General features: G+C 57.8%; 11 protein-coding genes. 5 read left to right on the top strand and 6 right to left on the bottom strand.

Annotation, left to right across the window (positions count from 1 at the left end):
* Nucleotides 1-133 precede the first annotated feature (133 nt).
* From AC13E3_RS17600 to AC13E3_RS17615, 4 genes are all read left to right on the top strand, one after another.
* Nucleotides 134-2,119 (top strand): HDOD domain-containing protein, encoded by a 1,986-nt coding sequence (locus AC13E3_RS17600; RefSeq protein WP_286802356.1) that lies wholly within the window; start codon nt 134-136, stop codon nt 2,117-2,119.
* Between the two features lie 24 nt (nt 2,120-2,143).
* Nucleotides 2,144-4,318, top strand: coding sequence for an EAL domain-containing response regulator (locus tag AC13E3_RS17605; RefSeq protein ID WP_482902306.1), 2,175 nt, complete (start codon nt 2,144-2,146; stop codon nt 4,316-4,318).
* Between the two features lie 233 nt (nt 4,319-4,551).
* Nucleotides 4,552-5,205: a class I SAM-dependent methyltransferase gene (locus AC13E3_RS17610; RefSeq protein WP_008176135.1), complete on the top strand. Its 654-nt coding sequence runs from the start codon at nt 4,552-4,554 to the stop codon at nt 5,203-5,205.
* A 48-nt stretch (nt 5,206-5,253) separates the two neighbouring features.
* A complete protein-coding gene (locus AC13E3_RS17615; protein WP_008176138.1) occupies nt 5,254-6,261 on the top strand; it encodes a DUF2156 domain-containing protein in 1,008 nt (335 codons plus the stop codon).
* Here the strand turns inward: AC13E3_RS17615 and murI are convergent.
* On the bottom strand, nt 6,239-7,102 hold the full coding sequence (gene murI / locus AC13E3_RS17620; protein WP_104270187.1) for a glutamate racemase: 864 nt from the start codon (nt 7,100-7,102) through the stop codon (nt 6,239-6,241). The genes AC13E3_RS17615 and murI overlap by 23 nt on opposite strands.
* Complete coding sequence (gene nudC, locus AC13E3_RS17625; protein WP_041645010.1) at nt 7,099-7,914, bottom strand: NAD(+) diphosphatase; 816 nt, start codon at nt 7,912-7,914, stop codon at nt 7,099-7,101. The genes murI and nudC overlap by 4 nt, the downstream gene beginning before the upstream one ends.
* 153 nt (nt 7,915-8,067) lie before the next feature.
* On the opposite strand from nudC, the gene plsB reads away from it, so the two are divergent.
* A complete protein-coding gene (plsB, locus tag AC13E3_RS17630) occupies nt 8,068-10,536 on the top strand; it encodes a glycerol-3-phosphate 1-O-acyltransferase PlsB (protein WP_053114640.1) in 2,469 nt (822 codons plus the stop codon).
* 6 nt (nt 10,537-10,542) lie between these two features.
* On the opposite strand, the gene AC13E3_RS17635 is transcribed toward plsB, so the two are convergent.
* The 4 genes from AC13E3_RS17635 to adk form a co-directional block, all read right to left on the bottom strand.
* Nucleotides 10,543-11,382: a class I SAM-dependent methyltransferase gene (locus tag AC13E3_RS17635; protein ID WP_008176148.1), complete on the bottom strand. Its 840-nt coding sequence runs from the start codon at nt 11,380-11,382 to the stop codon at nt 10,543-10,545.
* Nucleotides 11,382-11,744, bottom strand: a complete 363-nt coding sequence (locus AC13E3_RS17640; RefSeq protein ID WP_008176150.1) for a hypothetical protein — start codon at nt 11,742-11,744, stop codon at nt 11,382-11,384. The genes AC13E3_RS17635 and AC13E3_RS17640 overlap by 1 nt, the downstream gene beginning before the upstream one ends.
* Nucleotides 11,745-11,877: 133 nt before the next feature.
* Nucleotides 11,878-12,573 (bottom strand): tRNA (adenosine(37)-N6)-threonylcarbamoyltransferase complex dimerization subunit type 1 TsaB, encoded by a 696-nt coding sequence (gene tsaB / locus AC13E3_RS17645; RefSeq protein ID WP_008176152.1) that lies wholly within the window; start codon nt 12,571-12,573, stop codon nt 11,878-11,880.
* A 31-nt stretch (nt 12,574-12,604) separates the two neighbouring features.
* On the bottom strand, nt 12,605-13,258 hold the full coding sequence (gene adk, locus AC13E3_RS17650) for an adenylate kinase (protein ID WP_008176153.1): 654 nt from the start codon (nt 13,256-13,258) through the stop codon (nt 12,605-12,607).
* Nucleotides 13,259-13,392 lie beyond the last annotated feature (134 nt).

The following is a 13,392-nucleotide window of genomic DNA, read 5'->3' on the forward strand; positions in this document are numbered from 1 at the left end:
CAGATAATATATTGCTTAAAAAAAGAGCAATAAGTATTTAATAACGACGGATTATTGTCTAAGCTCTTTTCCGACAATAAGAATGAACGCTCCGTCAGTTAATGAATTGATTCGCCCCACGGCAGGTAAGCCTATGCACATTGCGCCTGATCTACAGCTACCGAGTCTTCCGGAAGTCACCTTGCGGGCGCTCGAGGCTTGCCATCAGGACGAGAGCTACCGGAAAATCAGCGAAATTGTGTCTGCCGATACCGCACTGGTAGCTCGTATCCTGGCACTGGCCAACTCCGCCCTGTACGGCCCTTCTACTCCGATCCGCTCCGTCGACCAGGCACTCCTGAGACTTGGCACCCGACGTTTTCACACGCTGGTCCTGACCGCAGCCCTGCGCCAACTGCTATTCGAGCTGGGCGGTGACGAATGGCAACAACTCAGAGATTTCTGGCGACACTCGCTGACCACCGCGTTGACCGCCCGGGCCCTGGCAACGCTGACCCGTTATCCGGAGCCTGACGAAGCCTTCATGTTGGGCATGCTTCACAACATTGGCGAGCTGATCGCTATTAAAACGCCAGCCACCGAGGCGAAGCAACACTATCTTGATCATCAGTCCGACATCGCAGCGGAACTCGTTGCCTCCTGGGGGCTGGGGCCAATGGCCGCCGATGCCATGCGCTACCAGCAGGCACTATCCTCGGAGCTACGGGATGCCGGACATCTGGTGAAGCTGATCAGCCTGGCCACCCGACTGGCACTCTCCGATGCCGCCGGCATTGCAGCGGCAGGCACGGTATTCGGGCTGAACGAGGAACTGACCCGGGAGATAAATCGCCGCATCGGCCACGAAGTCTCGGGTATGGCTGCATCGCTGGGGATTCCTCTGGATGAGAATTACTGCGGCGAGAGCGCCTCGCGACAGCTGAAACAGACAATTCTGCGCCAGGCCATGGCAAACCAGGCGATCAACCTTGCCGATCTGACCGGAGAAACCGAGGACATTCTCGCCGAGACGGTCAACAGCCTCACGCTGATCACCGGCTTGCCGGCGCTGTGCTTTGGGCACACAGGCGAAAACCTTGTGCTCCTGTCCGGGACCATTGGCGACATCCCTGACCTGGCGGTCACCGCCAAGCCCGGCGGCAGCGTCCTTACGGAAGCCTTTATTTCTGGCCTGCCAGTCAGCCTTGGTGATCGATCCCCAACAGTACTCGACCGACAGTTGCTGTCACTGCTCCATACGCCCTCCATACTTGCCGTACCGGTTAACAATGGCGGGGACTGCCCTGGTGTCTTCGCCCTGGGCACAGACAACGAGCATCTGCCAACAACCCTGGAACTGGCCGATATCTTCACGGCTCAGTTGGCATCGGTACTGGCAGACCGGGTGCCGGCCCAAACCGATGCCGAAGCCAGTACAGAGGGCCTGGATCAGGAGATCGCCCGCGACCGGCTGCGTAAACAGGTTCACGAAGTCAGCAACCCACTGACCATAATCCGACAGTATATTTACCAGCTGCGAGGCAGGCTTGAAGATGCGGGTGTCCAGCAGGAGCTGGACGTAATCCGGGATGAGCTGGATCGGGCGGGCAATCTTTTACTGCAAATGAGCCATACTGACTCCGTGGATCAGGGCGATGACGGGGTTGAGCTCAATGCCGAACTGGAAAGTCTGGCTCGTATCCTTGAAGATAGTCTGTTCAGCTCAGATAGCCGCAGCCTTCGGTTATCGCTTTGCAGCGAGCCAACGCGGGTTGCGGCTGGCCCCACGAGGATTCGGCAGATTGTGATCAATCTGGTTCGAAATGCGGCGGAAAGCCTGGCGGATGATGGCGGCACGGTTGAAATACGGACGTCTTCGCCAGTGTGGCAGAACCACCGAACCTGGGTTGAGCTGGAAATCTCGGACACAGGCAGAGGAATACCCGGTGAGGTCAGGGACGCCCTGTTTTCACCGGTGAAAACCACAAAGGGAGAGGGCCACAGCGGTTTGGGCCTGAGCATTGTGAAACAGCTCGTTGATGACATGGAGGGCATCATTGCTTGTCGCACGGGGCAGGAAGGGACCACCTTCAGGATTCTGCTTCCAGCGGCCAGCCACAAAAAGAATGAGACCGACTGACGCAGAAACAACGGACACAGACCGATGGCACCTGAACATACTGATCAGCCTTTCAGTCACGGGTTAACGGCACGGATACTGGTAGCAGATGACGAACCCCGCCTGCTCAATACACTGGCTTCGCTGCTGCGTAGCCGGGGTTATGACGTTGCGGAAGCTCACGGGGGCCGAAAAGCCTGCGAGCTGATCGACCAGCAAACCTTCGACCTGGCCTTGCTGGATCTCCGGATGCCCGAGGTCACAGGTTTCGACGTTATGGCACACCTTGCCATCGGACAGCCGGATTGCGGCGTGATCGTGGTCAGCGGCGAAAGTTCGTTCAGTGCTGTGAGCCGAGCACTGCGGCGGGGCGCCCTGGACTACATCCGTAAACCCTTTGATCCTGAGGAACTGCTGGCCACCGTTGAGAGCGTGATCGGAAAAAAGTCACTCCTCGAAGCCCACGAGCATATCCAGATGCGGCTGGAGAAATCCGAGGCGCTGCATCGTTACATCGTTAACAGCTCTCCTGACATCGTGTTCATGCTTGATCAGGACGGTCACTTTTGCTTCGTGAACAGCAAGGTAGAAAGCCTGCTCGGATATAAGCCAGCGGAACTTTGCGGCCAGCATTTCCGCCACATTCTCGACGACCGGGACGTGACCCGCGGGACACTGGCCCTGAAGGGACCAAACATCACTGCAGATAACCCTCGAACCCTGGAAGTCCGCCTTAAAACCCGTGGCAGCCGGCGAGCAACCCGTCATTTCGAGATAACCGCTTTTCCCATCGATCCGCAAACCTGGCCGCACTCCGGTAACACGCAAGGAGGCGGTAGTGGCAACGGCGCCACCTATTATGGGACCGCACGTGACGTTACCGAGAGGAAGGAAGCCGAGGCCTTCATCAATTTCCAGGCCTACCATGACCTTTTAACGCGATTGCCGAACCGTGCACTTTTCAAGGACCGACTTGAGCTGGCGATCACCCACGCCAACCGTGGTGGCCAGAAGCTGGCGGTTATGTTTCTGGACCTTGACCGTTTCAAGGTCATCAACGATACCCTCGGCCACGCGATGGGAGATCGGTTGTTGCAGGCAGTGACCCACCGGCTCGAGAAATGCCTGCGCAAGGGCGACACCCTTTCCCGGTTCGGTGGCGACGAATTTACCCTGCTCCTGCCCTCCATCCACAATCACGAAGACGCGAGACAGATCGCCAAGAAGCTGATTGATGCCCTGCGGGCACCGTTTCAACTGGGGGATCACGAAGTCTTTGTGGGTGTCAGTATCGGCATCGCAATCTTCCCCGAGGCCGGCGAGACCATGGATCAGCTGATCCAGAACGCCGACATTGCCATGTACCACGTCAAAGGCAAGGGCAAGGACGGTTACCGCTTCTATTCCGACAGCATGAGTATCGATACGGCCAACAGGCTGAACCTCGAGCGGGATCTGCGTCAGGCCCTTGAACGGGACGAGTTGCGAGTGTTCTATCAGCCCCAGGTGTGCTCAACAACCAACCGGGTCGTGGGTCTTGAGGCCCTGGTTCGCTGGCAGCACCCGGAGCGGGGACTGCTTTACCCGAGAGACTTCCTGCCCCTGGCGGAGGAAACCAAATTGATAGGCCAGCTCAGTGAGCGTGTTCTCGACCAGGCCTGCCAGGATGTCGGCCGCTGGATCCAGGAGGGCCACACCCACCTCCGGTTGGCCGTCAACCTGTCCCCCATACAGGTTGAGCATCCGCGGTTTGTAGAAACCCTGATGCAGCAGGTAAAGGCCCACAACTTCCCGGCCGGCAACCTGGAAATCGAAATCACTGAAAACGTGATCATGAACGATCTGGAACAGATCTCCCAGAAGCTCCGGAAACTGGCAGCTCTGGGTGTCCGGATAGCGATCGACGATTTCGGCACAGGCTATTCGTCACTGAATTACCTGCATCGCCTACCCATTCACACCCTCAAAGTCGACCAGTCTTTCGTGAAAGCCATCCGCAGTGGCGACGACGGTGCATGCATCGTAAACGCCATTGTCGCCATGGCCCATGGACTCAAGCTGGAGATCGTTGCAGAGGGCGTGGAAACCGACGAGCAACTGGATTATCTGCGGAGCCTGGGTTGCCACCAGGTCCAGGGTTTCTTCTACGGCCCTGCCAGGCCCGCCGCCGAGATTTCCAGAACTCTCGGATCCACCAGAGCCAAAGCTGCCTCATTCTGATATACGATTATCGATTGTCAGACACTCCGATATAAAAGCGCGATAGGGTTTGCAAAGTATTGCAGTACGTTACTTTGTGTATCCTGAAATGCGCATTACTGCACATATTTCTCCCACCCTGTTCTCTAAGCTCGAATCCATAGGCGCTGATTACCGGAATGTCCGACATTCTCGGACCAATAACGACAAAAACGGTGACAGCATCCAAGGAACAAGAACAGGCAGCAGTCATCATGCGCGACAAGTACAAATACATCGGTCCCGTCTACGATTTTCTCAGCAATCTCTATAGCGGCAAGAATATTCACCGCTGCAAAACCGCCATGCTGGATGTGGAAACCGTCCGGCCCGGAGACAGGATTCTGTTTGCCGGAGTTGGCCATGGCCGGGACGCCATTCGGGCGGCCGAGCTGGGTGCAGACGTGACCGTGGTGGATTTGTCCGAAACCATGCTGCGGAAATTTGCCGAAGCTCAGCAAAAAGAGGCGCCACACCTCACGATCCGACGCATTCACAGCGACATCATGAAAGTAGATGAGTTCGAGCAGTACGACATGGTCGTGGCCAATTTCTTCCTGAACGTGTTCGATGAAGACATGATGGTCCGGGTCCTCGAACATCTGATACGGCTGGGCAAAGCCGACGCCCGGGTCGTTGTTGGTGACTTTTCCTACCCCACTGGCAACCTGCTTTCCAGAATGTTCAAGAAGCTTTACTGGTACATGGCCGTCTTCATTTTCTGGCTGTTCGCCAACAATGCCTTCCACAAAATCTACAACTACCCCGAGCACATGCAGCGGCTGGGCCTTCAGGTCACGGACAAGAAGCACTTCAAGCTTCTGAACATGAACTGCTACTGGTCCATTCTCGGACGCAAGCAGGCCTGAGCACTTTGCTAGAGATTCACCCAACAAAAACAATCAGGGAGCAGCAGCATGTCGGATCAGATACTCGCACTGGACAGGGTTGGCACACTTGAGAGCGGCTCATTCACGTTTACCGAGCGGGTCGGCTTCCTGAAGAAGTACGGTACCCATTCCCAATCGTTTTCAACGCTCCAACCGGGCATGCAATATTTTGATGTACCGGGCATGGGGTATATCGCCTACATGCGCAAATGGGGCGGCACCTTCGTGCTCTCGGATCCCGTCTGTGCGCCGGAAGACTTTGGCAACCTGCTGGAGAGCTTCCACCAGCGCTTTCCAAACGCCAGTTACATCCAGGTCTCCAAGCCCGTCGTCGATTTCCTGCACCTGCGATTTGGTCTCTACGGCACCCAGTTTGGCAGCGAATCCCGCATCGATCTGGGCCGCTGGTCACTCAGCGGGAAGAAAAAACAGATCCTGCGAACCGCTTTGAACCAGGCAGAAAAAAACGGGATTACGGTGAAAGAGCGTTTCAGTGACGATCACACCCGTGAAATATCCGAGGCCTGGATTCGAACCCGCAAATGCAAGAGCAATGAAATCCGCTTTCTGATCCGTCCCATGGAAATGGACTATCGCGAAAACGAACGGCATTTCTACGCCTATCAGGACGACAAGGCCGTAGGGTTTATCTATTTTGACCCGATTTATCGCAACAACGAGATTATCAGCTACGTGCCCAATATCTCCCGGGCCAACGCCGATTTCCGACAGGGCATTTTCTATACCCTGATGGCTCATGCGATGGAGGTCTTCAAGGCGGAAGGCGTGCCTTATCTGGATCTCGGACTGATACCCCTGTCACTGGATCCTGCAACAGAGCATCAGGAGAGCAGGCTGTTGAAACGCCTGTTGCACGGGCTCTACGAGAAGGGCAATTTTCTATACAACTTCAAAGGCTTGGAGTTTACAAAGTCGCGCTTTAGGGGAGACAACTTCAAGACCTACTGTTGTCACAAACGGTCGATTCCGGCGCTGGAGTTTTTCGCCATGTTCAAGCTGACCCGGTTGCTGTAGCCCCTAGGGGCTCTCCAGGCCAGTGTTCGCTCACCCGTTTGGCCTCCAGCCCCAGGCCCGCCATGAAGGGCGCGATGCCCTTTGGTGCCGGCCCTGAAAACAGCGCAGCGCTCACAGGTTGTTTCCCTGCGCTGGCAACTGGGCCTTGAGCAACATCAAGCCGACCGGTCTGTTCCAACAGCCAGGCTACCCGTCGGGCAATGGCCTCACCCGAGTCCACCCAGAAACGAACCGTCGGCAGACTCGCCCTCAGACTCTCCAGTAACAGTGGATAGTGAGTGCAACCAAGCACCACGGTGTCCACACCGGCCTCTTTAAAAGGCCTCATGGCTTCGCTCAGCTCGGCAAGCGGAACCTCGATTCCGGAAACCAGGTCCTCTGCCCAGCGCACCAGCCCCGGATGGCCAATACGCTCAATCCTGCAATCGCCAGCGAATTCCTCGACCAGCCTGTCGAGATAAGGCCTGCGAACCGTTGCCGGTGTCGCCAGCAGCCCCATTCGCCGATTCACGGACTTTGCTGCCGCCGGTTTGATGGCCGGCACCACCCCCACAACCGGCACCGCCGTCATCGCACGTAAATGCGGCAGAACCACGGTACTGGCGGTGTTGCAGGCAACCACGATGGCGTCTGACGGGTAGAGCTCGAGCGCTCTGGTGATCAGACTGCAACAACGGTCGATCACAACCGCCTCGGATTTGTCGCCATAGGGAAAGCCTGCGTTGTCTGCCAGATAGACGATCTCCAGTCCCGGCAGTTGCCGGTGAATGCAGGCCGCAACGCTCAGACCACCGACACCGGAGTCAAACACCAGAACCCTTGGAGGTGACTGCCTGCTCAAACCGGAATGCCTCCCCGGGAAATCTCGTGTTCCATGGCCCGGATCAATCGGCCAGAAATGGTGGTTTCCGGTGGTACCGGTGGCGTATCGCCCGGCAGGAACCAGTCGGCATCGGCAAGCTCGTCCTCCTGGAGAACCAGCTCGCCTCCGGCGTAATCGGCGAAGAAGCCGACCATGAGCTGATGGGGGAATGGCCAGGGTTGCGAGGCGTGGTAGCGGATATTGGTGACGTCCAGCCCGGTCTCCTCTTTCACTTCACGGTGCACAGCGCCTTCCAGACTCTCGCCCGGTTCAACAAAACCGGCGATGAGGCTGTAGAAGTGCCGTTTGACCCGCGAGGACTTCGCGAGCAGAAGCCGATCATCCCGGCGTATGACGACAATCACGCAGGGCGCCAGCCTCGGGTACCAGGGAATGCCACAGGGTTCGCACCACTTGGCCCGCTCACGCGGATGGAAACCGGTTTCCTCGCCGCAGCGGCCACAGAATCGGTGGTCGCGCCACCATTGCCAGACCTGAAAGCCGGTACTGAGCATATCCGCCGGCGCATCGCTAACCATCAAAAGCGCATCCCGCAGCGGTACAACCTCCTGATTACCGACGTCGGTGTCCGGCAGTTCGGTCACGAATACACCGCGCCCATTGTAACTGCCCAGAGATACGGAATCGGACAATTCGCCCCGGAAAAGGCTGCTGTCGCCGCTGTGCAGCCAGCCGTTATCGGGCTTGACCACACCCGATCCCGACAGCGCGAGGATCAGATCGCCGTTTTCCGGCCGGCGGGTCGTCCAGCCCGGTATCCACTGAGTCATTGCGATCACCATTCGATGCATCAACTGGGTTATTGGAAGATCAATCGAGAATGTACCACATTGCCGCACCGGCCAAGAATGAAAGGTCCACCTTTCCGCCCTCTACTCAACCAAGTAAACTTGGCACCTGTTTCGTCAACGGAGTTGCAATTTATGCGTCTTTACCAGGGCATTCGCAGCCTGATCCTGACCCTTTTCCGCAAGATACTGTTTATCTGGGTCCGGACTGATGTCAGCGGCAACAGCGTTGAAGCCCTCGCCCTGGATCCCGACAAACCGGTTTGCTACGTGCTGCAATACAGCTCTCTCTCCAGCCGATTGGTTCTCGAGCAGGAGGTCATCCGGGCGGGACTGCCGGGCGCCTCCGAAGCACTCCCCGTGAAGAATGGTCCATCCCACTCCTTCTTTTTTCTTTATCGCCGGATTGGTGGTTTTTTCCGAGGTCGCCAGGCGCCGGCGCCTACGAACGAATTCCAGGCACTGGTGCGCTATGGTCTTGAACACCCGGATCAGGATGTCCAGATTGTGCCTGTTTCCCTGTTCTGGGGCCGCTCCCCGGACAAGGAAAAATCCCTGGTCAAACTGCTGCTGTCTGATACCTGGTCCATTGCCGGCCGGCTTCAGAAGTTACTGATCATCATGGTTCATGGTCGCAACACCTACGTTCAGTTTAACCAGCCGCTCTCACTGAAACAGGTGATCGACGAGTACCGGCACAGCGAGGAGCGGGCCAACCGCAAGCTGGCCCGGATCCTGAGAACCCACTTCCGCCGGGTTCGCCAGGCGGTACTGGGGCCAGACTTGTCCCATCGCCGCACCCTGGTGGCAGGTCTGGTGCGCACCCAGGCGGTCAAGGAAGCCATCCGGGAGACCGCTGCTAGAGACGACATACCACCTGAGAAAGTCCGCGCCAAGGCCTACAAATATGCGGATGAGATTGCGGCGAGCATGTCCGTTGTCACAATTCGATTCATGGAGGTGCTGTTATCATGGCTCTGGAACCGGATCTACAACGGCATTGCCATCAACAATATCCGGGTGGTAAAGGAAGTGGCGCAAGACAATGCCGTGGTTTACGTGCCCTGCCACCGTTCACACATCGACTACCTGCTGCTGTCCTACGTGCTTTACAAGAATGGCCTGATGCCTCCGCACATCGCCGCAGGCATCAATCTCAATATGCCCATTGTCGGCCCGATCCTGCGCCGTGGCGGGGCGTTCTTTATGCGCCGCAGTTTCAAGGACAACCCGCTGTACGCCACCGTGTTCAATGAGTACATGCACGTGATGTTCTCCCGGGGCTATTCCGTCGAGTATTTCATCGAAGGCGGCCGAAGCCGCACAGGTCGCATGCTGCAGCCCCGCCCCGGCATGCTGGCAATGACCGTACGCAGTTTCCTTCGGGACCATCGCAAACCCATCGTATTCGTGCCCGTGTACATCGGCTATGAAAAGGTGATGGAAGGCCGCTCCTATCTGGGTGAACTTCGTGGCAAGAAAAAGGAAAAAGAAAGCGTATTCGGTCTTGCCAAGACCGTTCGCAAACTCAGTAACTCCTTTGGTCGGGTTTCAGTCAACTTTGGCGAAGCCATTCATTTGTCTGAGGTTCTGGACGATGTTCACGGTAGTTGGCGCGACGAGGCCTACGACGCCGAGTATCGTCCGAAGTGGCTTAACAGCGCGGTTTCAGAGCTGTCCTTCCGGGTAGCGTCGAACATCAACGCGTCGGTTGCGGTAAACCCGATCGGCATGGCCGCCACGGTTCTTCTTGGCACCGAGCGACTGGCCATGGACGAGGGACAGTTGATCCGCTTGATGGATCAATACGCCGCCCTGCTAAAGGCTTTCCCGTATGCGGAAACGGTAACCCTGCCCGAGGGGTCCGGCAAGGACTGGATCGCCTACTGTGAAGGCATGGGCCTGGTGACGCGCCAGCCGCAGAAGCTGGGCGACATTATTGCCCTCGAAGGCAGCAACGCAATCCTGATGACCTATTACCGGAACAACATCCAGCACCTGTTTGCGCTACCCTCACTGATCGCCAGCCTTTTCGAGAACAAGGATTCGCTGGGCCGGGACAAGATTGTGTTCCTCGCCAGCGTAGCCTACCCCTACCTGCAATCGGAACTGTTCCTGAAATACCAGCCCGATGAAGCCAGGAAGGTCATCAATCAGTGGATTGACGTTCTCATCGAACATGACTTGCTGAAGCCCCTGGACGATGACCGGATCGGTCGACCCGAGGAAGGCACCGAAGCCATGCTGAGGCTCAGGGTTCTGTCCCGCTTCATCATCCAGACGGTAGAGCGCTACCACATCGCTCTGGGCATTCTCCGCAAATACGGCTCGGGCAAGATCAGCGCCGCCGAACTGGAAGAACAGAGCGCGCTGCTGGCCGAGCGGATGTCGATCCTGTTCGGCCTGAATGCGCCGGAGTTTTTCGACAAGAGCCTGTTCCGCAACTTCATTGCCAATATGCAGAACAATGGCGTTATCACTACCGATGACAATGGCCTGCTCTGCTATGGGGAGGGGCTGGATGAGGTGGCGGACGATGCCCGCCTGGTGCTGAGTGTCGAGAAGCGACAGGCAATCCAGCAGGTCACCATGCTGGGTGCCTGATGGCGTTTACTGCGGTGGCAGCGCCCGGATGGCGTACACATCGTAGCGGCTGCTCTTGCCCTCAATGCGGGTGGTTGGCTCTGCTCCCTCAATGGCCGATGCCTTACGGGGCCGCTTGACTACCACCCGGTAACGGGCGCGCTCCAGAGCGGCCGCGAGCAATTGTGCGGAATCCTCGTCGTCTCCTACGATAGTGCGGAAAACCTGCATTTCCTTTTTTACCAGGGCCGACTTGTCCCGATGCGGAAACATCGGATCCAGGTAGACAACATCCGCCGCCTCGGTGCCTGGTCGGGCAAGCCATTCAATACTGCTGCCCTCCAGCAGTCGCATGCGCTCGACAATGGCCGCACAATCCACATTCAGGGCTGCGCGCGCAAGACCATCGGCCAAGAGAGCGTGAATGACCGGGTTACGCTCGAACAGGGTAACCGTGCAGCCAAGGCTGGCAAGCACAAAGGCATCCTGGCCAAGCCCTGCCGTCGCATCAACGATATGCAATGCGGCCCGTGTTTTCTGCAAGCCGACCGCCTTGGCCACCAACTGGCCCGCGCCACCGCCGTGCTCCCGCCGATACCCCATCTTGCCGGTCACGAATTCTGCACGCACCGGTCCCGGCGCACCTTTGCCAGTCATCTGCAGGCCAAGGCCCTGCTCATCCAGGAACAGTAAAACCGGGAAGTCGCGGATGTCTCTGGGGCGGACGACACCAAGATTCGGGACCCCGAGCGAATCGGCAAGAGCATCGGCCTGCAATCGGTCACCCAATGCACTGCGGGCAACAGCGACGATGTTCTGGAAACGTTCAGAGAGGGCGTACGGAGCGGACGGGGACGAGTCAGGCATCAGACCAGAATATCAATTCCGGCCAGGCTACCATTGCCGCCAGTTTCCTGACCGGCTGCGGCAACAGAGGCAAAGGTCGACAGCGCCCTGGCGGCTGGCAGGGACACTTCGTCTGCGCGGAACCGCTCCAGACGGGCGTCTTCAGCGGCACGACGGGCTTCTACACGCCGCTCGAGGCTTTCGGTCGCATTGCGGTCGCTGACAACACCCTGATTGCCATCGGCAAGGTCACGGCGGGCCGCGTCAGGTGTTTTTTCGGGCGTTGATGCCGGCGCACGGGCCGCATCGCTGCGCTCCCTGACCAGACTGTTGTTGCCGGTCTGGAAATTGAAATTGTTACCCGGGTTAATTCCGCCAATCATGTTCAGATACCGCTGGCCGGATGACAGGAAAACGTGAAATGGAAGTATGGAAGATTATCGCACGGAAGAAAAGACAGCTGGTCAGTTTTTACCCAAAGCGGTTTGCCCGGATCAGCCCGGGCGGCCGGGGTCACTATCGACCAGGCAGTTTTTTCCAGGCCACTTCATCCCTGATGTAGACAGGTTGAGCCTGCTCCGCCGGCACCGCCTTGCCCTGCCCGAATGCGATCACCGCCAGGCGCGCAACCCAGGCTGCTCGCAGCACCAGGGTTTCATCGACGGGATCAACGCGCCCTGACACCTCCGCTGGCATGGCGGAGCGGTATTGCCAGCCCGGCCCTGCTCCGCACCAGCGCTCGGGGCCCGCTGGCAGTGTGACTGCCTCGGGTGGACAGACCTGTTCCGAAGCCAACGCCTCAGGCAGTCCTGCCCGGGCAGCGAAGCAGCCCCAATACACCTCGCCCATGCGGGCATCAAAGGCTACCGCAATACCGGTTTCCTCGTGAGGATCCAGAGCATCCATGGCACCCAGCGCCACGGCCTGCAGTGAAGACACCGGCACCACCGGAATGTCCAGCCCCCAGGCAAGACCCTGCACAACACCGGTCGCGATCCTGACACCGGTAAAAGAGCCCGGCCCGCAGGCAAAGGCCAGGGCATCAAGCTCTGCCGGAGCAAGATTCTTCTCCGCCAGAAGCTCCCGCACCATCGGCATCAATAGCCGGGTATGGCCTCTGGGGGCAAGCTCAAAGCGTTCGGAGATTTCGCCATCAACAAGAAGGGCTGCCGAGCAGCCCTCTGATGACGTATCCAGTGCCAACAGTTTCACCGGTGTGAAAACCTCAGGTCAGGATGCCAATTTATTTGAGTTCAGACAGGATCTGGTCGCGAATGCTGTCCAGACTGCCAACGCCCTCGACACGGACGTATTTCGGTGCCGCGGCTGGCTCTTTCGACGCCCAGTCCTGGTAGTAGCCAACCAGCGGTGCAGTCTGGTCGTGGTAGATTTTCAGACGCTTGCGAACCGTCTCTTCCTTGTCGTCCTCACGTTGAACCAGCGGCTCTCCGGTCTGGTCGTCCTTACCCTCGACCTTGGGCGGATCGTATTTCACATGGTAGATACGACCGCTTCCCTCATGCACCCGGCGACCGGACAGACGGCTGACAATTTCTTCGTCATCCACGGCAATTTCGACCACATAGTCGATGGCAATTCCCTGGTCTTTCAGAGCTTCAGCCTGGGGGATGGTCCGCGGGAAACCGTCGAGCAGGAAACCGTTCTTGCAATCAGGCTGTTGAATACGCTCTTCGATCAGCGCAATGATGATGTCGTCAGACACCAGGCCGCCTGTTGCCATGACTTCCTTTACCTGCTTGCCCAGCTCGGACTCGGCTTTCACCGCCGCACGCAGCATGTCACCGGTGGAGATCTGGGGAATATCAAACCGTTCAGTAATGAACTGGGCCTGAGTCCCCTTGCCTGCGCCCGGCGCGCCTAACATGATGATTCGCATAACGCTGTGCTCCCGTTTTAGTCATTATCATTTGAAAAGCTGTGGCAAAAACCCGTGCCTTTGCGACAGCCTCTCCTGCACGGAACAGGTGTCAGCCGAAATCGGCGAAGGCGCATTATACGAAGTCAGCCACG

The organism is Marinobacter sp. L-80, assembly GCF_056859395.1.